The following is a 19,190-nucleotide window of genomic DNA, read 5'->3' as shown; positions in this document are numbered from 1 at the left end:
CGTGGACAAGTACGAAGCGCCCAGCACGGCCCTGGTCGAGCGGGCGCTCGAGCGACTCGGCAGTCCCCAGCACCGCCAATTCTTCTACTCCCGACTGGAGAACCCCAAGTGGGTCGTGCCTCTAGCGGCTCGCGGGGCGTTCGCGGATATCCCGGCCAGCACCGTCGACGAGACCGGTGGCGCGCGGTTCGAGGCGTGGCCGCAAGGCGAATACCTCGCACGAATGGCAGGTCTCGTCCCGAACGATGTGGCCGCCGTCCTGGCTCACGACCAGTTCAAGGACACGGACAACCCGATCGTGCAGCGTGCAGTTGTTGCTGCCGCTAGCGGAATGCCCGCAGACCAGGCGCAGCGCCTCGTCAACGCAATTTGCCTTTACCTCTCAGGTACCTACCGCGTCTATCTCGACCCGGAACCACTGGTCGCGATCATCGTGTTGCTTGCCCATGCGGGCCAGCGCAAGCCGGCAAAGAAGCTCGCGCAAGCGATCTATCGGCCAGGTGGAAGGGACGGGATCGCTGAGGGTGCCGGGTTGGATCCGTATCGGTACGCGCATACGCTGCCGCAGGTAGTCTCGGCACTCAAATCCGATCCCAAGACTCTTAACATGGTCGCGGTCTGGCTGGACCTGTGGACTGAGTCCGGCGTGCTCGTCCCAAGCATCCGATCGATGTGGCGCAGTGCTGTCGAGGCGGGGCAGCCGGATGCCTACGACCGCATGACCTATCAGGTCGGTCATGCCCTCGTCGATGCGGTGCGCGATCTTGCGCATGGCAACATCGACGTGGGCATGCCGCTAGCCGAGATCCTCGCCGTCTTTGAGCACGGACAAGATTCAATCTTCGAGCGCCTTGCGCTCGACGCACTTTGCCATGCGGCAGCGCGAGAGTTTGCGACCGTGCGCGACACTAGCGAACCTACAATCGGCGGCCCAGCCGGCACCGTTGAACTCGCCCTTGAGAAGCTGACCGATCCGGATCTGCTCGCCGGAGAGTTTCGACCCGAGTACGTCCGACTCGCCCGAACCGTACTGTCCCAATTGACCGAGGCCCAGCTCGAGCTGTGGGAACAGCTGATCGCGCATCCGCCGCATCTCACCCCCGAACGGGTCGCGCGCAGGCTCGGGGCGAGCGAGAGTGAGATCACGGCCGAACAAGTCGCCACCCACATCGGCCGCTGGGAACGCGACTTGCTCGCCGAGATCGGCCGCGATGCCTTACCGCAACGTCTCGCGGATCGGCTCGACGAACTGACCGGTTCCCACGGGCTACCGCCCGAGGCCGCGCAGGCGTCTGCCCGCGATTTCCCGTTCGTCATGGACATCAGCCCCCGCAGCGATGCCGAGCTGGCGGCGCTTAGCCCCGAGGAGCTAGTGGCCTTCGTCAGTTCGTGGGACCCGGCCCCCGCCACCTCGTTCAGCGCCCCCTCAACCGAGGGTCTGACACGCGCCATCGGCAGGGTCATTGCGGCCAATCCGGCCCCCTACGCACAGCAGGCCGATGTATTCGCCAGCTTCGGGCCTGGATACGTCGGCGCGGTTCTGGACGGGTTACGGGAGGCGATCGGCCAGCAGCGCATCTTCCCTTGGGCGCAGGTGCTCGGACTCATCGCCGCCTGCGCAACCCGGCACGATCAGCAACAGGACGAAGACGCCGACGAAACCTGGCGCTTCACGCTCCAGCGGGCCGCCGATCTCGTGCGCCTCGGACTGAACTCGCAACCGGGTGCGATTGGGCCCGAACTGTTCGGTGCGGCCTGGGCTGCCCTGGAACCGATCACAAAGTCTCGCTACCCGACGTGCGAGGAGGAGCAGACTTACGGCCCACCATCTACCGACGCCTTGACCTTCTCCCTCAACTCCACCCGCCCCGTAGCGCTACGCGCGGCCATCAGGCTGTTGCTGTCCATCTATGAGCAGCGTACCGAGCACTCCGAGCCTGACAGCACTCAGCAGACGGTGGCAACGGCTGTGCTCGCCGCCCTCGATGAACATGCCGGGCCGGACAAAGACGAGAGTCTTACTGCTGCAGCTGTGTTCGGCGAAGGGCTCGGCACCCTGCTTACCGCGGCATCGGACTGGACTCACGCGCGACTCGAGCGTCTCCTGGGACCGACCGACGCCCGCAGCCTGACCGAGGCCGAGCAAGCATGGTTCGAGACAGCTTGGAATGTGACACTCGCGGGCTACCGGCCCTCGCGTGGCCTGTTCGAGCCCCTCGAGCCCTGGTTCATGATCCACTTAACGGCGCTCGCTGATGAGCATTCAGAAGCGGCCACAGCAGTCTTCAGCATGAGATCACCCAAGCAGACGCTAGCCGACCACGTGCTCGTCCTGTCAGTCACCGGACAACTCGTTGACGGATTCAGCAACCGAGCACTGAGCGCGCTATTCGAGTTCGGCGACACGGCACTGATGCGTAATGCGCTCGGCCACCTCGGATGGCAGCTGCGCCACAGCCAAGGCGATGTCCCGGACACCGTCCTCGCGCGTTTCCGGGACTTGTGGAACTGGCGGCATCAACAGGTAAAGGCCGGCGCCGCAGAGCGTCGCGAGCTGTTGGACTTCTACTGGTGGGTGACTTCGGGCCGCTTCGACGCCGAATGGTGGCTCCCCCGCCTGCTGTTCGTCGCCCAGGACCCGGAGTTCGATACACACCAGATGCTCGGCGAATCCCTCGCGCAAGCCGCACCTGACTATCCCGCCGAGACCCTTGACGTGTTCGTTGCGCTACACAAAAACGGTCAGACGTTAGCCTCCTACGATCTGCTCGAACATGCCCCGGCGATCCTTGCGCCCGCTATGGCTTCCTCGGACGCAGAGCTGTCCCGGCGCGCAGCGGCGCTGGCAGACCAGATGGGCAGAGAGGGCTTCGTGGATCTAATGGATCGGATCACGGCGCTATTAGGTCAGGTGCGGGAGGGCGTGCAACCTACCTAAACCGCTAGCCGTGACAGTGGGATGGCAGCAAGAGTCACGTCCACGCGACAACTCTGGGTCGCGCGTTGCAAATTGTGCACACTCACACGTCACAGCTGTGTTGGCGACACCCGCCCGATGAAGTGGTGAGCCACGCGGTGTCCGAACCGCGGATTCACGCCGTTATCCATGTCGATCGCGGGCGGGGATCCGGCGTCGGCGCCGCACCGAACACCCGGCGCGCGATGGCCACACACGCCGCGCACGATGCCATTGCGGGGCGGTAGGGGATGGGGCTTGACAATGCCGGGCGGGCGATCCACGGATGGATGGTTGTCCACGCGGCGGTCGCCGCGTCCGGCGCGATGACGCAATCCCGCGCCGCGCCGGGTTCCCACCGTTTGTGAAAGGGCTGATTTTCCGCATGTCCGAAACTGAAACCGTGACAACCGCCGAACCGGGCACGTCGTCGAACGACATCGACGTGTTCACCGTCGGCACTGACCTCCCCGGGGCCGGGTGAGCCAAGTCCTGACCAGCAGAAACTGCCGCGACCCACGGGGGGAGGTCGCGGCGGCAACTCCTACGGTAGCCCGCCCGCGGCGAGCCTGTCACCGGCATCCGGGGACGCCCGGCATGTCGTGCGGCGACTGCCTCTTTCGCCCAGGTGGGTGGCGGCGATGCCAGAGAACCTGGCGTGGCGTCGCGACCACATCTCTCGCCCCGCTCAACGGCTGACGCTCGCGAATCAGATGCCGGGCGCAGACTCGGCGGTGTGGGCCGCGCGTAGTCGAAGAACCTGATGTGCTGGCTCAGGCGCCCGGAGTACGCGGCAGCACCGGGGTGCGTCCCGACAACAGTTCCCCGAGCAAGGCCCTGGTGACCGGTGAGAGCCCTTCCCCGACCTCGTCCAGCTTGGCCTCCAGCAGTGCTTTGGTCGCGCTGATGTCGGCGCGCCGGCCCAGGCGGGCCTGGGTTTTCATGATCTGCCGGTAGACCTCTTCGTTGTCATCGATGCCCCGGGCCCGCTCCCACCAGGACAGCGCCTGCTCGTGGTCCTCGGCCTCGGCGGCCAGCTGCGCCAGCAGCGTGGCGGTGGCCAGGGCGTCGCGGCGCACCGCAACCCGGGGGGCGATCACCCACTCCTCGTCCATCCCGGTCAACAGATCACCCTCGTACAACCCGAGCGCGGCCTGTGCGGCGGCGATACGCACCGGCGTCGAGCCCGCGCGCGCGGCGATCGCGCGCAGGTGCTCGAAGCAGGCCAGGTCCACGGCGACGAACTGCGGGCTCAGATGGAACCGGCCGGCGCGGCGGGGGATGAACTCGGCCTTGGCTCCGGTGCCGGTGCCGGCCAGCACGTCGCGCTTCAGCGCTGCCCGCAGCGACTTGAAATCGTTCTTGCGGGCGTCAGACAGCTTCTGCCCGTCCAGATCCGGCCACAGCTCGGCCAGCTCCTCCAAGGACTGGCCGCGGGCGTGGTGCATCGCCAGCCGGGCGGCGATCTTCCAGCCTCCGCCGCGTATCCCGGAAGCGACCTGCCCGGAGGCGGTGTGGACGCCCAAAGGGCCCAGGACGCGGATCTGCGCAGCTCGGCCGTTGAAGTCGGCCAGGATCTGCTCGACGACCGCGATACCGTCGTGCTCGTCCGACACCGCGGAAACGGGCGCCGGGACCAGCATCAGACGCGGCGCCGTCGGCGACACCGGGCCGGCAGCAGTCTGGCTCGCCGGGCCGGCGGTGGCCGGCAGCCCGCCAGGTTCCTGTTCGTACGCGGTGTCGTCTACAGCCGCGCCGCTGGCCTGTTCGCGCACCTCGTGGTCGTCGGTGCGCGTGGACGACGCCACGACGAGCGCGACCGGGCTTCCCGGTTGCGGGTCTCGACTCGCCGGTGCGATCGTGTCGGCCGCGTGCGACGATCCTTCGCCGGGCTCGTCAGCAGCAACAGGCGCCAAAGCGAACGGGATCGCGCAGTCCTCGGGCTGGTCGTCGTCTGATCTGGTCGGCAGGTTCTCGCGCCCGGCCAGCATCCCGTGCGGGTCCGGCGGCACGATCGGCGGCCGTTCACCATCGTGAGTGAGCACGTCCAGCGCGGCGCGCAGTCCGGCGGCCGACAGGTCGAAGGCGTACACGCCGTCCTCGGCCGCACCGGAGGTGACCTCGCCGTCGGCGTCGATGGACCAGGTGGTCCCGTGCGGGTGGGCGCCCAGAAGCACCGAGTGCAGCCGCAGGTGCTCCGGCTGCTTCAGCATCGCCTTCGCGGGATCGTCCAGGACGCCGCGGGCCACGGCCAGCAGCACGATCGGCTCGGGGTCGTCCAGCAGATCGTCGATCTGGGCGAGGGCGTCGAAGTCCGGCACGTCGTACTCGGCCAGCGCGGCAGTGCGGGCCGCGGCGAACCCGCTGAAGAACTCGATGGCCTCTGACAGGTCGTCGACGAGCATCAGCTGCCAGCGATTCAACCGGTCAAGGTCGGCCTCGGGCACCTCCAGCAACAGCGCGGCATCCGCGCGCGGAATCAGCGCCTTGGAGCCGAACTCCTCGGGACTGCGGGTGGCAAGCACGGCGGCGGCCATCGCCCGGGCCGCCCCCAGGGCTCCGGGGCCGGTCAGCCCCAGGCCCGGGAACAGGCTGCCCAGATCGACGCTGTGACCATCGCTGGTGACAGCGACCGGGACCCACGGCGAGTCGGTGTCCTCGGCATGCCCGACGGAGTCGGCATCGGTCGGCTCGTTGAGAAACACCGGCTGGGCGCCCGGCAGGTTGGGCTCGGCGTCGAGTACCACCGGCGGCGTGTCCGCCGCCGCGATCTGAGCATCCTGGTCGCTCTGCGGAGCCGCGGATTCGGCCGGGGCGCCGAAGGTGTCCAGCTCGCCGATCCCGTCCAGATCCTCGATGCCTTGCGGTTCGGCGGGAGTCAAGGCGATGGTGCGCGCCGGCCGCAGCGCCGGCGGCATCTGCGGAGTGTCCAGCGGTTTGACCTCGCCGGGCCGTGGCCAGTAAGGGTTGGCCCACAGCGAGCGCAGCCTGTGTCGACGCGAGGCGGCGGCGCGCAGCGCCAGCAGGGTGGAGGCGGCGATCACGCCGCCGCCGGCCAGCTCGATCCACAGCCCGGACCCCGCGCCGCCGCGACCGTCGGTGTGGCGAGCCGACGCCGTGTCGGGCTTCTTGCTTCGAGCCGGGGCGGCCGGTGCCGGCCGGGAGGTGGGCGGCGTGCTGCCCTCTGGTGCTGCTGGCGCCTGGTGGGCGGGCGAGGGCGCGACGTTGGATGGGCCCGTCGCCGACGGTGCGGCGGGGGTCGGGGCGACCGGAGCCGCCGTCGACGGTGCCGGTGTGGTGGTCGCCGGGGCCGGAGCGGCGGTCTGGGGTTTCTTGGTGGTGCCGGGGATGGTGATGTCCCAGCCAGGAAGGATCAGGTTCGGGTCGGCCAGGCGCTGTCCGTCGTGCTGCACGACGCCGGCGTTCGCCTTGAACAGCGCCGGCCAGTCCTGGCCGTCGCCGAGGTCCTGCTCGGCGATCTTGTACAGGCTGTCGCCGGGCACCACGTGGTGCACACTCTCGCGGACCGGAAGCGCCGAGGCGCCGCGCAGCCCGGAAGGGGTACTGATGGTCGCCGGGGCGGTGGCGACGGTGCGGGCCTTCGACACGACCGTCGAGACGTCGGCGCGCGCTGGGGCCGCGGAGCGGCCGAGTAGTGCGGTGACGCCGATGGCGGTGATCAGGAACCCGGCCAGCAGCTGTGCCGGGCCCAGGCCCGGCACGTGTGGGGCCGGGATGCGGCGCACGGCGTAGACCAGCTCGAGCAGGAACGAGAACGCCAGGATCGACCACAGGAACCACAGCACGATCGCGATCGCGTTGAGGTAGAACTGGTCGCCCAGGATCGGCGAGGTCAGGTCGGTTTTTAGCTGCCCGGCGGAGAGCATGTGGTGAGGCAGCGGCCAGCCGGCGAAGCGTACGAGCGCCCAGGGCAGTCCGCCGAGCACCGCCGCGCCGAGCGCGACGGCGAACGCCGCACGCACGGTGAGGAACACCGCCTTGAACAGCCAGGCGATCGCGCGGATCGGGGCGGGGGTTCGGCGTGCAGTCACGGTTCTGGCTTTCCGGTCGGCGGCGGGGCGGCGGGGCGTGGAGGTCGGCGGCACGGGGCTCACCCGCCCTGCTCGGCGGTCGCCGTCGCAGAGGCGGTGGAGGTCAGCGTGGAAAGGCCGACGATCTGAAGGATCTGGGTGTGCTCCACGCGTGTGACGGTCACGGTGACCGCATCGCCGTTCACGGCCACGGTCCCGGCATCGCCGGTGGCGGCCAGGTAGGACTGGGCGGCGGCCATCGCCTTGCCCGGGCTCAGCGTGCCGTGTCCGCTGGTGCGGAATGCGTCGAGGTCCAGGGCCTGTGCCCCGGCCCGCGCCGCCTCCTGTGCTTCTTCCACCGCCCGTGACTTGCCGTCCAGCGCTCGGCCGCCGTCGAGCACCAGACCGGCCATCACCAGCAGCGCGGCGGTGATCACCACGACGAACACCGTGGCCACCCCGTCCTCCGGTCCGCCGGTGGCTGTGGCGCGCGCCCGTACCGTGGCAATCAGAGCTTTGATGCGATGGTTCATGGCGCGCTGTCTCCCGCGGGGCCGTCCAGATTGCGGAAACGATCAACCACCGAAACGGAGGTCGCGGACTGGGTCGAGGCTCCCGGGAGACGAAGCCCCGCGACGTCGGCCAGGCCGACGGTGCAATCCACGTGCACGCTCACCTGCGATCCCGGGGCCAGCGAGCCCACGGATGCCTGCACGCTGAAGGACCGGCACACCACGCCGGCGTTGACCAGGGACTGGGCGGCGGCGGATTCGGCCGCCGAGGCTGCCGCGGCGGCGTTCGGGGCCAGGGTCGCCGCCCGGGCGGCGGCGAACGCGGCGTCCTGGACTTTCCCGTGTGCGACGGTGACCCGGCCGAGGGCGACCACGAGCAGGAAGAACAAGATGAAGACCGGGGCCAGCAGCGTCAGCTCGATCGTGGTGGACCCGGACTCGGGGTGCGCGCGCAGGGCGGCCAGGCGAGCGCGCAGCACGGATCGCACGCCGGCGGGGCGTGGTGCAGTGCTCATCGCTTTCTCCTGTCTCGATCGGGTCGGGGTTAGGGGACGTAGACCTCGACGGGGGCGGCGGCGTGGGCGTGCACCGAGGGGTGCCAGCCGGGGATGATCGACTCGACCTGGCCCTGCACGTCCGCGGTTACCTGCCCGGCGCCGCGGGACACCGAGATGGACTTGCTGGTCAGCACGCCGGAGCCGAGCTGGGACAGGATCTGCTCGCCGCGGCCCTGCCCCACTGCGCCGGAAGTGTTCTGTGCGCGGGCGGCGTTGACCGCCTGGGAGGCGGCGGTTTGGGCGACCTGCTCGGCATGCCACAGGAGTCCAAATTGGATGACTGCCAGGACCAGCAGGAGCAGAAGGGGCGTTGCGATCACGAGTTCTGTGGTGACCGAGCCGCGTTCGCCGTCTTCGCGCAGACGGCGAACGCGACCGGCCAGGCCGCGATGCCGCACAGGCGGTCCCGCTTCGACGTTCTGTTCCGGCATCGCGCCACACTCCTCTCGACTACTCGCTATTTGCCAATAGATTGATATACGGGCGTGCGTCACCCGGTCTGGATGGCGTTGGCCTTGGCCGTGACCTTCGCGACGATGATCGCCACGATGGCTATCGCGGCGGCGGCCATCAGCGCCACGACGATCACGTACTCGGTGGTCATGCCGGACTCGGGGTTCTCCCGCAGCGCGGCCAGGCGGGCCTTGAGCCCGTCGAACATGGCCTTCAGGGGGATCAGCTCTGACATCGTGGTGCCTTTCGTGGTGCGGATGTGCGGTGGTGCTGCGCCGCCGGCGGCGGCGCGTCCCGCCCGGGGCGAGGGTCCCGGGGGAGTCGTGGTGGGCTTTCAGCTCTGGGTGAGGTGGATCAGGCCGTAGCCGGCGAAGACCACCCAGGGGATCGCCAGGGCGAGGACCAAGGTGGCCTCCGGGCCGCCGTCGTTTAGCCGGTCGAGCGCGGCCCCGGCGACCCGAGCGAGGCGCGCACCGCGGAGCGCTTGGGCCACGCGGCTTCGCTGTCCTTGCCGTCGGCAGTGACAGTCAGGTCCGTGGCGGCGGTCATGAGCGTCCTCCAGTAGATTCCGAACCGATCCAAATCAAGACACTGCGAACTAGGGAGGTTTCACAGCGCCCCCAGAGCATGCGCGAGCGCAGGATAGGAAATGAAAACCAAGAACCCCGCAAACATCTGGACCACCGGCAGCGCCATGCGTTCGGTGGCCTGCTGCGCGGCGGCATCGGCGTCGGACAGGGCGTGCGCGCGAAGCGCGGCGGCCTTGGCCGACAGGGAGGCGCGGATCTTCGCCCCCTCCACGCCGGCCAGCGTCAGCGAGGCGGCTATCTCCTCCAGGACCGGCACGTCCAGTTCGACGCCGAGCTGCCCGAGCGTGGTCCATGGGGCGACCCGGGACAGCCTGGCGGCATCCAGGGCCTTGCGGATCGCGGAGAACGACCAGCCCTCGCCGATTCGCGCGGCCTGATCCAGCGCGGCCTCCACGCCGGCGCCGCCGGACAGCCCGATGACTACGAGATCGATAAAGGCCGTGAAGGCGTGCCGGAACTCCATACGCCGTGCGGCGGCCTCGGACTTCACCGTCAGGTCCGGGACGAAGAACCCGGCCGCGGCGCACGCCAGGGCTCCCCAGGCCGGGACCGACCAGGGCAGCACCACGCCGGCCGCGGCCAGTGCCGCGGTAAGCACCAGCGGTAGCAGCAGCCCGGCCAGGGCGGCGACGGCTTTCTCGGCCAGGTACCGACGTGCCGAGCGCTCCAGCACCTGCAGGTCCCTGGCCGTCTTCTCACCCGGCAGGTTCCAGGACTCCAGCAGTCCGACCAGCGGGCCGCCGAACCGGGCGGCCCAGCCGCCGTCGTCGGCCGACAGGATCCGCACCGGTGCCGGGGCCCGGTTCAGATCCGCCAGCGCCTGCACCAGCGTCGGCTTGGGCGGGAACAAGCCCCGAGCCAGCAGGGTCAGCCCCAGGCCGAAACCCGCGCCGGCCAGCAACATCCACGCGGTCATCGACGCCCCCGAAGGCTCGCCGTCGCGGTGGGGTCGTCCAGCCGGGTCAGGAACCGCGCCGGAGCCTTGCCCGCGCCCATCTTGTTCAGCCACATCAGGGCACTGCCGAACAGTGCTGCGACCAGCAGCAGCACCAGCTGCCCGGTCGGCGTGTCATACGGGGACAGGAAGGAGCGGTTCAGCATGATCAGCCCGAACGCCATCGCCATCACCACGCACGTGATCATCCGCACGGAGGTGCGGGTCCGGGCCCGGTCGGCGGCCGTACGCAGCCGCAGCGCCGCCTGCGCGCGCGTGGCCTCCGCGAGGGATCCGAGGACCTCGGGCAGGTTGCGGGCCTGGGACCGGGAGGCCAGCAGCAGCGCGGCGATGATCAGGTCGGCGGTCGGGTCGGCAAGCTCGGCGGCGAACGCCTTCAGCGACTCCTCCAGCGTCGCGCCGGCGCGCAGCCGGCCGGCCAAACCCTGAACCTGTTCGCGGATCGGCGCCGGGACGGCTGTTGCGCTGGCCAGGATGGACTGCTCCAGCCCGGCCGCGGCCGACAGTGTGTCGCGCAGCAGTTCCGCCCAGGAGGCGATCGCCTCGATCCGGGCGACCTCGCTCTTGGTGGAGGTGTCCCGGCCCATCAGGGACGGCGCGAACCAGGCGACCCCGCCGGCGAGTAGCGCCGCGGCCGGCCAGCCGGTGAAGACACCTGCGAGAACCGCCGCGCCGAAGGTGATCCCCAGGCGGCGCACTGTCTTGGGCTCGGCCAGCTGCTGGCGCCAGACATCCAGCTTGCTCGGCGCCGCGGTGGACTCCTGGCCGTCCCCGGACAGGCCGCGGACGATGAGCACTAGCCCGACCCCGACCGCGAACCCGGCCACGATCAGGGCGGTTACGGCGTTCACGTCGTCCACCGCCGGGCGAAAAGCGCTTCGTCGGCGCCGGCGTCGATGAGTTCGGTGACGGTCTGGCTGCGCCAGCCGTGAGCCAACACCGCGGCGCCGGTGGGGCCGGGCTCGTAGACCTTGTGGTAGGTGGCCTGGGTGCCGTCGAAGCCTTCGACCTCCAGGACGCCGGTCAGCACCCGCCGGCCACCGACCTTCGCCAGATGGATCACCACATCAACGGCGCCGGCGATCGCCATGTTCGCCGCCTCCATGCTCAGACGCTCGGGGGCCTGGGCGGCGTAGGTGGCGAAGCGGGTGAACACTCCGGTGGTGCTGTTCGCGTGAACGGTGGTCATGCTGCCGTCGTTGCCCTGGCTCATGGCCGCCAGCATCGGCAGCACCTCGTCGCCGCGGACCTCCCCGACGATCACGCGGTCCGGAGACATCCGCAGCCCGGCGCGCACACACTGCGCCTGCGTGATCGCACCCTCGCCTTCGGTGTTCGGTTCGCGGCTTTGCAGGGCGATCACGTTGTGATGCTGATCAGGGGCCTTATGAAGGCCCAATTCGAGCGTGTCCTCAATGGTGATCAGGCGCTCGTGCGGTGCGATCTCCGCGGCCAGGGCTCGCAAGAACGTCGTCTTGCCGGCATTGGTGGACCCGGCGATCACGATGTTCTTCCTCGCCAGCACGCACGCGGCGATCTGAGCGGAGATTTCAGAGCTCAGCGTTCCGAGCTCCACCAGGCCGGCCAGCCGAACCCGGGTGAACCGGTGCCGACGGATTGTGATCGTCGGCGTGGGGGTGATCCAGGCGATGGCGTGCATCCGGGAGCCGTCGGCCAGCTGCAGGTTCACCTCCGGGCTTCCCCGGTCGAACCGCCGCTCCTCCACCCCGGTTCGGGCCGCGGCCAGCCGGATCATGTCGATCAGCTCCTCGTTGGAGCCAGCGACCGGCCCGACACGCTTTCCCTTCTCCGACACGGTGTCGACGAACACGACGTCGTGCGAGTTCACGTAGATATTCTCAATGCTCTGATCATCAAGAAGCGGCTGCAGGCCACCGAGCCCGAACAGCACGTTGATCACGGCCTCGGCGATCCGGGCCTCGGCCTCGCGCGGCAGCACCTCGCCGCCGCCGGCGATCGCGTTGCGGGTCAACTCGGCCAGCGCGTCAGCGATCATCTCCCGGGCCCGAGCCTCGCGCTCCGCGACCGGGAGGTCCTTGTCCGCGGCCCAGGACGCCAGCGACGACCCGACCCGCTGGCGCACCGCGGCCACCACCGCGCGCTCGCGCTCAGCTGCACCCGCCTCGAGCGATCCATCGGATCCGTACATCACGCGACCTCCTCCATGTCCAGAACCTGCGTCATCTCCGGGGCCTCTTCGGCCTGCGCGGCGTGGTGCTCGTCCAGCAGGGCCTGGCCCAGCCGGTGGGCTGCGCCGGCCAGTGCCGTGCGGCGCAGTTCGCCTCGCCCGGCCCCGGACAGGATCGCCGCGGCCTTCGCGTCGTGCGGAAGGTGCGCCGTGACGGGGAACGCGAGTGACTGCGACACCTGCTCGGCCGGGTAGCCCTCGCCGTGCAGCACCAGATGCAGCCGTGTACCGGCCGCCCCGGTGGCGCTGATCAGGCCGTCCAGCCGGGCGGCAAGAGCGTGCGCCTCGTTCAGGGTCGGACGGGCCACCAGCAGCGCCGCGTCGGCGGCGGCCACCAGCACGTGCGCCGGCGAGCCCGGGTCCAGCCGCCCGACATCGACAATCACCACCAGGTCCTCAGCCGACGCGGCGGCCTTCCACAGCGGGCCGGCGTCCCGGCCCAGCAGGCCCACCGCGCCACCGGCCTGCTCGGCCCCCGGGGGCGCGGCCACCACACGCAGCCCGCCGGGCAACGCCTGGGCATGCTCGGTCAACAGTCCGACCTCGTGTCGCGCGCGGGCGGCGGCGCTCAGCGAAACCAGACCCGGCTCGCGCTCCAGGCCGAAGAGCGACGCGACGTCGCCGCCGGACGGGTCGGCCTCCACCACCACGACGGTGGCGTTGCTCGGCCAGGTCGCGCCGAGGGCCAGCGCGGTCGTGGTCGCCGCGCCGGACTTGATCGAACCCACAGTGATCAGCATGCTCAGCTCCCCGTGCCGGAGCCGACGACTATCAGCTGCACCTGGCCGGCCGGGATTGAGGCGATCTGCCCCGCAGAGGAGCTGTCGGTCTGCAAGGTCACCGACATCGACCCTGAGGAGTCCGAGGCGGAGGTCGTCGAGATCACGGTGGCGGTCGGCAGCGAGGGCACCACCACCTGCACTCCCGAGGCGGTGCCGGCCGGGGTGACCGCGGCCACTGCCACCTTCTGCCCGGAGGCCAGCTCGGTCGGGAACGCACCAGCCTTGACCTGGACGGCCACCATGGCCTGCCCGCTCGGCAGCGCCGAGCTGCCCAGGTCAGCCGGGGACAGTAGCGTCCCGGCCGGCAGCGACATCGCCACCGGATGCCCGATCACCGAGCCGGAAGACGACAGGGTGATCAACGGAACGTTCGCTCCGGCAGCGACTTCCACGCTGCGGACATCTTCGACAGACAAAATCTGGCCGCTGTGAACGGGGCGGGCCAGCTGCAACACTGCGACCTTTCCGCCCAAGTGCGAGAACGCCCCGGCAACCGCGAACGCCCCGCCAACAGCCAGCACCGCGCCCAGCACCACGTAGGGGCGGGCCCGCTTACGCCCGGAGGCGGCCACGCGCGTCTGCCCGGGTCCGGCCTGCGACGTCGACGCGGCAGCGCCAGGGCTCTTGCCCGGGCGCGGCAGACGCCGAGGCAGCCGAGTGGAAGGCAAAGGGGTAGCCATGGGGGACCTCACAAGGGAATTACGTGTCAGGAGATGGACGAGAAGACAGGCTGGCTGCGGCCGGTCAGCCGTTCGTGACCAGAGCCTGGGATTGCTCGACGACAACTTGCTCGGAGGTCGTAGTTGCCATGCCGGCGAACGCTCCTGCTTGTCCGGCACCGCTCCAGGTCACATCCCAGTGGATCGTTGCGGTGATCTTGAGGGTGCCGGAGCCTGAGGAGTGGGTGTAGGTGTGACCACAATCCGGCGAGGCGGCCGACGGGTCGCCCCCGGACGGGAACGGGGTTCCCGCACCCAGGCAGGTAACGGTGGTTCCGTCCCCGAAGTCCCAGGTCACAGCCCTAGCACGGGCGACAGCCGTCACCGACTCACCCGGCACCGACGCCGTCGCCGACACCGGAGCCAGTAGCGCCGGATCCAACCACGCCCACGTCGGCATCGTGACGAGCTGCGGCAGACCCGGCCTCGGGCTTGAGGCGATCGCCGGCACCGGCAGCTTCAACAACTGCTGCGCCTGAACCGCCAACACCACCGGTGTCGGCTTCAGCAGCGCCGGCGGTGGCGGCGTCACCAACCAGACCTCCGTAGTGGTCGTGGTGGCGGTCGGAACCGTTGTACCGAGCTTGACCGCGTCCGGACAGGTCATCTGATACCAGCCACCCTTTTCGCCCGTGTGCTGGTCCAGGCCGTCGCCCGGTTGCGGGGTGAACGTGGGATCAGGGGCGTAGACACAGCTGTCATTGATCATGGTGGGCTCGGGCGAGGGCGTCGCACCGTTCGAGCCGCCGGACCCGCCGCTTGTACGGCCGCCGGTGCTCGTGGGCGTCGTCGTGGTGCCCGGGGAGCCTGGTTTGCCCACCTCAACCGTGCACGTCCCCTGCGTTTTGTCACACGTCCCGCCGCCGCCGACGGGAGCGATGCCGGCGCTCGCGATGCCCGCCGTGATGATGGTGACCGCCGTTGCCAGCACCGTCAGTGACACGGCGCGGCGACCCTTGGTCAACACGTTCCCTCCGCGGAAAATGCGAACTGGTCGATCTTCCAGGCCCCGCCGGACTGCAAGACGAGAACCTCCACCTTGTGGCGACCGTCAGCCGTCGGGTCCACCGGGGTTCCATCGCTGGCGACCATCCGCCACGGCTTCATGTCCACGCAATCGTCCAGGACGACCTGCGCCGATGCGCCAGTGCCGACGATGCGGGTGACGGTCGGGTGCTGCAGCGTCGGCTGCCCCTGTCCCACGGCGGCGTTGCGCTGATCGATGTAGATCGCCTTGACCCAGTACGACAGCGCGGCACCGGACAGGTGGTGCGTCAGCACCGGATCCTGGTAGTTCGACTTCGCGAGCACCCCGATGACATCCGACCACATACCCCGATAGGCGGCCTGAGCCTGCGGTCCCAGCGAATCGGCGCCGGACGGCGCGGAGGTGGCCGTCTGAGCGTTGGTGGACGCCGAGCCGGACGCCGATGACGAACCCGAGCCCCCAGGCGCTGAGGCCCCAGTGGTCTTGGCGCCGGAGCTACACCCCGCCGCCGAGACGATTGCTGCGGCGGCGACGACAGCCGCGAGAGCCCGTGCCGGCCCGGCGGCCGGGATGCGCCGTCGCCGACTGCGGGCGCTGTCCGGCTGCCCCTCGACAGAATCCATGATCCTCCCCGTACGGTGAGCGTGCGGCGCCCGATTTTTGCGAAAATGAACGCTTAGGTCATGATGCGCCACAAAGATTTGCTAGATCCAGATCTTATGCAGATCGGCATGGGTCCGGTCTAGTCCACCCGTGTTACGACTTGGCAAAGCGGCCTGACACTATTCTATAAATACATTTAGTAGGTACTTGATGAAGGAAATTCGACCTTGACTCAGCTACACGCGACGCCGGTCGCCTTATCAGCGGGCGCTCTTGTCGGTACTGTCGCCGGAGTCTTTGCTGTCGGCGCCGCCAGTCGCGCCATCGGCCAGCGGGATATTCGGTGGCAGTGGGCTAGCTCTGCACTTACGGGCGGTGCGATTGCGGGGGTGGGGGTAGGTGCACGGTTCGGTACAAAAGTGGAGCTGGCGGCATACTTGCTGTTGGTGGCGGTGGCCCTTCCGCTGTCAGCAATCGACCTAGTAGCACGTAAGGTGCCCGACCGCATTCTGATCCCCGCCGTGCCTGCCGCAGTCGCGCTACTGGCGCTCGCTGCGTGCAGCGCAGGGGCCTACGGAGCCCTGGGTAGGTCGGTGCTCGCTGGCATCGCGACTCTCCTGGCCTACCTCGCACTTGCCCTTGTGACTGGACAGCTTGGGCTTGGGGACTGCAAGACCGCTGGATTCTGCGGGATCTTCCTCGGCTACCTGGGATGGAACGCTACGGCTCGCGGTGCGCTCGTAGCTTTTTTGCTCGCGGCTGTCGTTTCCGCGGCGAGGCGTATGCGGAGCACCAGGGCTCGAGACAGGACGCTTGCTTTCGCGCCGTACATCTTCGCGGGCGCGTTGGTTGCCGTTGCGATCAGCGGCTGATAGGCCGTCTCAGTCGGGTTTACCTGTGGGTTCCGCAGATGGTCGACACCCATGAGTCCCGATTCGAGACGTGAGCTGCGGGACTCGGATCAGGCCGTCAAGGGTCGAGTGCCATGCCTTTCATGGCTTTCTCGATCTTGTCCGGGTGTGTATCAGCTGAGTTCGAACACTGCTCTGCCGCTCGGCACCATCGCCGCGTGGATCAGCTGGACCACCCTCTGTACGCCGCTGCTCTCAACTTCGTCCTCGCTCCGGCTACCGTCCTGGCTCGACATTCATTGCCCCTGCCGCCCCATGCAGCGCATCGCCTTCGGACCGTACATGCTGCTTGCAGCACTTCTTGCGATCATGATGCCATCGCGCCTGGATAGCGAGACGACATCATGATTCATCCCGTCGGATCCGGTCTGGCCCGACAATGCGCGTCGCCGCCAGGGCTCGACGCTGACGGCGCCTGCCTATTAGATGACTTCATGAGTAGCAGTGCTCTGAGGAGCTTCGGCCATGTCGTGCTGTGGCTCGCGGTCTCCGCCTTCGTGGTGTTCGCGTTCGTCCGCTGGGGTCCGGACAGCCTGAGCGCCTACAGCTCGTTGCTCACCGTCCTGCTCGGGCTCACGCCGTATCAGGATCGGATCAAGAAGTTCTTTGCGGGCCGGAGCATCAGGAGCACTCAAGAGCAGCTCGACGCGGCCGCCCTGCAGCTTCGTGACCAGGTCACGCGGCAGTACCGGAAAGAGGCCGGCGAGCGTCATCTCGTGCACGCCGCGGACGTCATGGCCGTGCCGTGGGAACCGGTCGGCCGGAACGGGCCCGACGCCGCCCCGACCGTCGCGGCGCTGATCGAGGACTTCGCCGCCGCACCGCGCCGCCTCGTGGTCGTCGGCGGCCCGGGTTCGGGCAAGTCGGCCTTCTGCCTCATGGCTGCCAACCGGCTGCTGGAGGACCCGATGAACGGCGGCGGCCGGATCCCCATCGTCTTCGAGCTGTCGGCCTGGCGTGCCGACGCCGGGAAGATCCCCGAGTTCGGGCGGTGGCTCGAGCGTCGGCTGTCCGAGGAACACCGGTTCCTGGCCGACCCCGAATACGGCACGCATACCGCGGACTCCCTGCTGTCCGAGAGCCGACTGGTCGTGATTCTCGATGGACTGGACGAGCTCCCCACCGATCTGGCCAAGCGCGTTCTCAAGCATCTGAGGGAGGATCCGGCCTTCCACCACGACTACATCCTCGCCTGCCGCGACCCGGAGATCTGGGCGGTTCTGGACGGGGCGAGCCTGCCGGGTGCCGCCATGGTGCGGCTGAAGCCGCTGGCGGGCGACAGCGCAGCAGCCCATATCGAAGCGTGCTTCGCGGACAACGCCGACAGCCTGGCCCGCTGGGTGCACATCGGCGCCGCGATCACCGAGGCAGCCAATCCGGCACTGGCCGAGACACTCACCAATCCGTTCATGCTCTCGCTGGCGATCGACGCCTACACCTCCTCCAGCCGGAACCCCGCGGAGCTGCTGGACATCGCGCGGTTTCCCGACAGCGCGGCGATCCAGCGCCATCTGCTGGACCACGCGATGCGCGGCGCCTACGGCCCTCGGTCCGACCACGGCGGCCGCGACCGTCCCAAGGTCGACTGGGACCGCGAGGCGGCGCTGGGCTGGCATCGCAATATCGCGCGACACCTGTCCAGCCTGGGATCGACCGAGCTCAGCTGGTGGGAGCTGAACCGACACGTTCCCAGGAGAGTCCTGCTCCTCACCCCGATCATCGCCGGGGCGTTGGCGTGTCTCCCGCTCGGTGCCTTGATCTTCTGGCAGTTCGGCAAGCCCGGGTTCGGTGTCCTGTTCGGCTTGGCCGCCGGGCTGTGCGGCGGGGCGACCGTGGGTTCGCTGCCCGTCGAGGCACCCCGCCGGTTCTCCTTCAAGGCGATCCGGCCCCGGGAACTGCGCAGGCCCGGGGCAATGGTGCGGACCTCGCGGTACGCCCTGGTCGGCGTCTTCGTCGGCGGTCTACTCGCCGGATTGCTGTACTCGGCGGCGGCGGGACTGTTCGCCGCGCTGGTCTTCGGAGCCGTTTTCGGCGCGGCACGATTGGCCACGTCGCCGACCGTGCCCAAGGAAGCGGTCACCCCGTCGACATCGATGGCGGCCGACCGTCGTGCCGTGCTGTTGGGAGCCGCGATGGGCGCCGTCGCGGGGGTCGTGGTCGGAGGCGGGATCGCCCTGACGGACTCCCCGCGCACGCACTTAATACTGCACCTGTCGACGGCCGGACAGGGCCTTCTCGGCGCGGCCAACGGTGCACTGCTCGGCGGCGCGGGACTAGGGCTGATGCTGTACGCAACGAGTGCCTGGGGCAACCTGACCACGGTGCGATGGTGGCTCGCACTCCACCACTGGACACCATTGCGGCTCATGACGTTCCTGGACGACGCACGCCGCGTAGACATCTTCCGCATCGCCGGACCGCGCTACCAGTACCGTCATCTGCTGCTGCAGGAACACTTGGCCGAGGAGCGCGAGGAGGTCTGAATCCGATGATTCCGTCCACCGGACGCTATTCGCCGGGCTCGACGCTCGACACCACCGGCGTCCCAAGTGTCCAGAACGTCTCGCGCGCGGGCCAGCTGCGGCCGCTACGGCCGACCGCGGGCCGGGCGTGATAGCTGGCTTGAGAAAAGCTGATCCCGCCATGCAGCAGCCGGGTCGCGGTCGAACGCAGATCGAGGGTGACGAGGTCGACGTGGACCGTCTCGACAGTGGTCTGCCCGCGCGGCCCCGGGCCGGGACAGAACTCGATCACCACACGGGACGTACGTCCGGCTGCAAGTTCGGCGGCCTGTCTGAGAGGCTGTTGCTCAACCGAACAGGGCGTGTGGCGTGTTCTCGTTCGTGTGACTTGATGTCAATGCACGCATGAAGGCAGGGCCTTCTGTGTAGCTCGTGGGTGTTGAGTCCGGAGCACGCAGGAGG

The 19,190-nt window shown here is 69.0% G+C and carries 18 protein-coding genes; 4 read left to right on the top strand and 14 right to left on the bottom strand.

The genetic code is table 11. From position 1 onward, the window contains the following. Position 1 precedes the first annotated feature (1 nt). Positions 2-2,938, top strand: coding sequence for a hypothetical protein (locus tag GWK61_RS18205; RefSeq protein WP_194909588.1), 2,937 nt, complete (start codon positions 2-4; stop codon positions 2,936-2,938). A gap of 791 nt (positions 2,939-3,729) precedes the next feature. On the opposite strand, the gene GWK61_RS18200 is transcribed toward GWK61_RS18205, so the two are convergent. The 13 genes from GWK61_RS18200 to GWK61_RS18140 form a co-directional block, all read right to left on the bottom strand. Continuing rightward, entirely contained in the window at positions 3,730-7,008 is a 3,279-nt protein-coding gene (locus GWK61_RS18200) for a BTAD domain-containing putative transcriptional regulator (RefSeq protein WP_194909587.1), read from the bottom strand. A 59-nt stretch (positions 7,009-7,067) separates the two neighbouring features. Further along, a complete protein-coding gene (locus GWK61_RS18195; protein WP_194909586.1) occupies positions 7,068-7,520 on the bottom strand; it encodes a pilus assembly protein TadG-related protein in 453 nt (150 codons plus the stop codon). Next, on the bottom strand, positions 7,517-8,014 hold the full coding sequence (locus GWK61_RS18190) for a TadE family protein (RefSeq protein WP_194909585.1): 498 nt from the start codon (positions 8,012-8,014) through the stop codon (positions 7,517-7,519). Before GWK61_RS18190 ends, GWK61_RS18195 begins: the two co-directional genes overlap by 4 nt. 29 nt (positions 8,015-8,043) lie before the next feature. Then, positions 8,044-8,487: a TadE/TadG family type IV pilus assembly protein gene (locus GWK61_RS18185; protein WP_194909584.1), complete on the bottom strand. Its 444-nt coding sequence runs from the start codon at positions 8,485-8,487 to the stop codon at positions 8,044-8,046. A gap of 59 nt (positions 8,488-8,546) precedes the next feature. After that, the gene (locus GWK61_RS18180; protein ID WP_194909583.1) at positions 8,547-8,744 is read right to left on the bottom strand and encodes a hypothetical protein; all 198 of its coding nucleotides are present in this window, start codon (positions 8,742-8,744) and stop codon (positions 8,547-8,549) included. Between the two features lie 99 nt (positions 8,745-8,843). After that, positions 8,844-9,002: a hypothetical protein gene (locus GWK61_RS18175; RefSeq protein ID WP_194909582.1), complete on the bottom strand. Its 159-nt coding sequence runs from the start codon at positions 9,000-9,002 to the stop codon at positions 8,844-8,846. 116 nt (positions 9,003-9,118) lie between these two features. Then, positions 9,119-10,015, bottom strand: a complete 897-nt coding sequence (locus tag GWK61_RS18170) for a type II secretion system F family protein (protein WP_194909581.1) — start codon at positions 10,013-10,015, stop codon at positions 9,119-9,121. After that, a complete protein-coding gene (locus GWK61_RS18165; RefSeq protein WP_194909580.1) occupies positions 10,012-10,905 on the bottom strand; it encodes a type II secretion system F family protein in 894 nt (297 codons plus the stop codon). The genes GWK61_RS18170 and GWK61_RS18165 overlap by 4 nt, the downstream gene beginning before the upstream one ends. After that, a complete protein-coding gene (locus tag GWK61_RS18160; protein ID WP_194909579.1) occupies positions 10,902-12,224 on the bottom strand; it encodes a TadA family conjugal transfer-associated ATPase in 1,323 nt (440 codons plus the stop codon). The genes GWK61_RS18165 and GWK61_RS18160 overlap by 4 nt, the downstream gene beginning before the upstream one ends. Continuing rightward, entirely contained in the window at positions 12,224-13,003 is a 780-nt protein-coding gene (locus tag GWK61_RS18155; protein ID WP_194909578.1) for a CpaE/TadZ family protein, read from the bottom strand. The genes GWK61_RS18160 and GWK61_RS18155 overlap by 1 nt, the downstream gene beginning before the upstream one ends. A 2-nt stretch (positions 13,004-13,005) precedes the next feature. After that, entirely contained in the window at positions 13,006-13,725 is a 720-nt protein-coding gene (locus GWK61_RS18150) for an SAF domain-containing protein (protein ID WP_194909577.1), read from the bottom strand. Positions 13,726-13,789: 64 nt separating this feature from the next. Further along, on the bottom strand, positions 13,790-14,731 hold the full coding sequence (locus GWK61_RS18145; RefSeq protein ID WP_194909576.1) for a hypothetical protein: 942 nt from the start codon (positions 14,729-14,731) through the stop codon (positions 13,790-13,792). Next, positions 14,725-15,375, bottom strand: a complete 651-nt coding sequence (locus tag GWK61_RS18140; protein ID WP_194909575.1) for a hypothetical protein — start codon at positions 15,373-15,375, stop codon at positions 14,725-14,727. The genes GWK61_RS18145 and GWK61_RS18140 overlap by 7 nt, the downstream gene beginning before the upstream one ends. 399 nt (positions 15,376-15,774) lie before the next feature. Here GWK61_RS18140 and GWK61_RS18135 point away from each other — a divergent pair, with 399 nt between their 5' ends. The 3 genes from GWK61_RS18135 (at position 15,775) to GWK61_RS18125 (ending at position 18,749) form a co-directional block, all read left to right on the top strand. Then, on the top strand, positions 15,775-16,227 hold the full coding sequence (locus tag GWK61_RS18135) for a prepilin peptidase (RefSeq protein WP_194909574.1): 453 nt from the start codon (positions 15,775-15,777) through the stop codon (positions 16,225-16,227). A gap of 147 nt (positions 16,228-16,374) precedes the next feature. Further along, on the top strand, positions 16,375-16,614 hold the full coding sequence (locus GWK61_RS18130; RefSeq protein ID WP_194909573.1) for a hypothetical protein: 240 nt from the start codon (positions 16,375-16,377) through the stop codon (positions 16,612-16,614). Between the two features lie 86 nt (positions 16,615-16,700). Continuing rightward, on the top strand, positions 16,701-18,749 hold the full coding sequence (locus tag GWK61_RS18125) for an NACHT domain-containing protein (RefSeq protein ID WP_194909572.1): 2,049 nt from the start codon (positions 16,701-16,703) through the stop codon (positions 18,747-18,749). 25 nt (positions 18,750-18,774) lie between these two features. On the opposite strand, the gene GWK61_RS18120 is transcribed toward GWK61_RS18125, so the two are convergent. Then, positions 18,775-19,023 (bottom strand): hypothetical protein, encoded by a 249-nt coding sequence (locus GWK61_RS18120; protein WP_194909571.1) that lies wholly within the window; start codon positions 19,021-19,023, stop codon positions 18,775-18,777. Between the last annotated feature and the right edge of the window lie 167 nt (positions 19,024-19,190).

It is taken from the genome of Catenulispora rubra (assembly GCF_015356825.1).
GTDB classification, from domain to species: Bacteria; Actinomycetota; Actinomycetes; order Streptomycetales; family Catenulisporaceae; genus Catenulispora; species Catenulispora rubra.
The sequence above is the reverse complement of the archived record's forward strand: the minus strand, read 5'-3'. Positions and strand labels throughout refer to the sequence as shown.

What these genes read in the sequence shown, in the direction of transcription:
- GWK61_RS18195 (WP_194909586.1), bottom strand. Translation starts at nt 7,520, where the DNA reads ATGAACCATCGCATCAAAGCTCTGATTGCCACGGTACGGGCGCGCGCC.
- GWK61_RS18190 (WP_194909585.1), bottom strand. Translation starts at nt 8,014, where the DNA reads ATGAGCACTGCACCACGCCCCGCCGGCGTGCGATCCGTGCTGCGCGCT.
- GWK61_RS18185 (WP_194909584.1), bottom strand. Translation starts at nt 8,487, where the DNA reads ATGCCGGAACAGAACGTCGAAGCGGGACCGCCTGTGCGGCATCGCGGC.
- GWK61_RS18180 (WP_194909583.1), bottom strand. Translation starts at nt 8,744, where the DNA reads ATGTCAGAGCTGATCCCCCTGAAGGCCATGTTCGACGGGCTCAAGGCC.
- GWK61_RS18170 (WP_194909581.1), bottom strand. Translation starts at nt 10,015, where the DNA reads ATGACCGCGTGGATGTTGCTGGCCGGCGCGGGTTTCGGCCTGGGGCTG.
- GWK61_RS18160 (WP_194909579.1), bottom strand. Translation starts at nt 12,224, where the DNA reads ATGTACGGATCCGATGGATCGCTCGAGGCGGGTGCAGCTGAGCGCGAG.
- GWK61_RS18155 (WP_194909578.1), bottom strand. Translation starts at nt 13,003, where the DNA reads ATGCTGATCACTGTGGGTTCGATCAAGTCCGGCGCGGCGACCACGACC.
- GWK61_RS18150 (WP_194909577.1), bottom strand. Translation starts at nt 13,725, where the DNA reads ATGGCTACCCCTTTGCCTTCCACTCGGCTGCCTCGGCGTCTGCCGCGC.
- GWK61_RS18140 (WP_194909575.1), bottom strand. Translation starts at nt 15,375, where the DNA reads ATGGATTCTGTCGAGGGGCAGCCGGACAGCGCCCGCAGTCGGCGACGG.
- GWK61_RS18125 (WP_194909572.1), top strand. Translation starts at nt 16,701, where the DNA reads ATGAGTAGCAGTGCTCTGAGGAGCTTCGGCCATGTCGTGCTGTGGCTC.